Below are 2,062 nucleotides of genomic sequence, written 5' to 3'. Positions count from 1 at the left end.
CAAGGATTCGACCTCGGCCGAGCTGGCGGTGCCGGATTTCGAGGCTATGCTGACCGGCGACATCCGCGGCAAGACCATCGGCATCCCGCGCGAGTACCACATGGATGGCATGCCCGACGAGATCGAGGCACTCTGGGCCCGGGGCCGCGACATGCTGGCGGACGCGGGCGCCAGGATCGTCGACATCTCGCTGCCGCACACCAGATACGCGCTGCCCACCTACTACGTGATCGCGCCGGCCGAGGCCTCGTCGAACCTCGCCCGCTATGACGGCGTGCGCTACGGCCACCGCGCCCGGCTCTCGCAGGGCGAGGGCATCAACGACATGTACGAGAAGACCCGCGCCGAGGGCTTCGGCGCCGAGGTCCAGCGCCGGGTCATGGTCGGCACCTACGTGCTGTCGGCGGGCTTCTACGACGCCTATTACAACCGCGCCCGCAAGGTCCGCACCCTGATCAAGAAGGACTTCGAGGACGCCTTCGCGGCCGGGGTCGACGCCATCCTCACCCCCGCCACCCCCTCGGCCGCCTTCGGGCTGGGCGAGATGCAGGACGCGGATCCGGTGCAGATGTATCTCAACGACGTTTTCACCGTCACGGTGAACCTTGCCGGGCTTCCGGGCGTTAGCGTTCCGGCGGGGCTGGACAAGCAGGGCCTGCCGCTGGGGCTGCAGCTGATCGGGCGGCCCTGGGAAGAGGGCGATCTGCTGAACACCGCCTACGCGCTCGAGCGCGCCGCGGGCTTTGTGGAAAAGCCGGCGAAGTGGTGGTAGGAACGCACGGACAGGAAGGGTGACGACATCGACATGAGAACGGTTTTCCTTTGCGGAGTGGCGGCGCTGGCGCTGGCGGGATGTGCATCGAACATGCCCGACAGCGGTGCAGGGGTCGGGTTCCAGAACTACGGCGAGCAGCAGTACCGCTCGCAGCAGGAAGCTCAGAACACCCAGCTGACCGATCAGCCGCCGACCGCGGTCGAGACCAGCACCCTCGACGGCGACAGCCTCGAGACTCAGGCGGCCGCCACCGCCGCGGCGCAGAACTCGGGCGTGGCGCCGCTGCAGGCCTCACCCTCCAATGCCGCGCCGCAGATGGTCACCAACTCCGCCGGGATCTCGAACGAGAACAGCTTCGAGGCGGTCTCGGCCGAGCGCGACATCCAGGACGACGCGGCGCTGATTGCCCAGAACCGGGCGCAATATCAGGTGGTGACGCCGACGCAGCTGCCGCCGCGCCCGGACAGCAACAGCCCCAATATCGTGGCCTACGCGCTGCAGACCACCAACCCGGTGGGCACACCGCTCTACGAGCGCTCGGGGCGCTATGACGGCAACCGCATCGGGCGCGCCTGCGGGCAGTACAACTCGTCCGACCTCGCGCAGGAAGCCTTCCTCGCGGGCGGCGGCCCGCAGCGGGACCGCAAGGGGCTCGACCCCGATGGCGACGGCTTCGCCTGCGCCTGGGACCCCGCGCCCTTCCGCGCGGCGCGCGGCGGCTGACACCGCTCTGGCACCCCAGCGACAATTTCGGCCCGCGCCGGCTTGGCGCGGTGCCGGACATGGTCGTGCTGCACTACACCGCCATGGCCGGCGCCGAGGCGGCGCGCGACTGGCTCTGCAACCCCGTCTCCGAAGTCTCGGCCCATTACGTCATCGCGCGTGACGGCACCTGCTGGCAGCTGGTCCGCGAGGACATGCGGGCCTGGCACGCGGGCCTCGGGGCCTGGGGCAGCGTCGAGGAGGTGAATTCGCGCTCCATCGGCATCGAGATCGCCAACACCGGCAAGGAGCCCTTCCCCGAGCCCCAGATGGCGGCGCTCGAGCCGCTGCTCGCGGACATCCTCGGGCGCTGGCAGATTCCGCCCGAGCGGGTGATCGGCCATTCCGACATGGCGCCGGGGCGCAAGGTCGACCCCGGCCCGCGGTTCGACTGGGCACGGCTCGCGCGGCGCGGCCTCGCGATCCGCGCCGATGCGGACGCGCCCGGCAATTTCCACGCCGACGCCCGAAGCTTCGGCTACCGCTTCACCCCCGACCAGCACGACGCCCTCCTCGCCGCCTTCC

Annotated in this window: 3 protein-coding genes; all 3 read left to right on the top strand. The window is 70.2% G+C overall.

Annotated elements, in window-relative coordinates; translation table 11 throughout:
- A partial coding sequence (locus HC022_RS25035) for an amidase family protein (protein ID WP_254885266.1) occupies positions 1-772 on the top strand: 772 nt, incomplete at its 5' end.
- 33 nt (positions 773-805) lie between these two features.
- The gene (locus HC022_RS25030; protein WP_167454193.1) at positions 806-1,498 is read left to right on the top strand and encodes a hypothetical protein; all 693 of its coding nucleotides are present in this window, start codon (positions 806-808) and stop codon (positions 1,496-1,498) included.
- Positions 1,499-1,557: 59 nt separating this feature from the next.
- Positions 1,558-2,062: N-acetylmuramoyl-L-alanine amidase (locus HC022_RS25025; protein ID WP_254885265.1), on the top strand; the 505-nt coding region annotated here is incomplete at its 3' end.

This window comes from Salipiger sp. HF18 (assembly GCF_011806505.1).
Classification (GTDB): Bacteria; Pseudomonadota; Alphaproteobacteria; order Rhodobacterales; family Rhodobacteraceae; genus Salipiger; species Salipiger thiooxidans.
This window is presented reverse-complemented; position numbering and strand designations above follow the sequence as displayed.

Coding starts and splice junctions, on each gene's coding strand:
- HC022_RS25030 (WP_167454193.1), top strand. CDS start 806: ATGAGAACGGTTTTCCTTTGCGGAGTGGCGGCGCTGGCGCTGGCGGGA.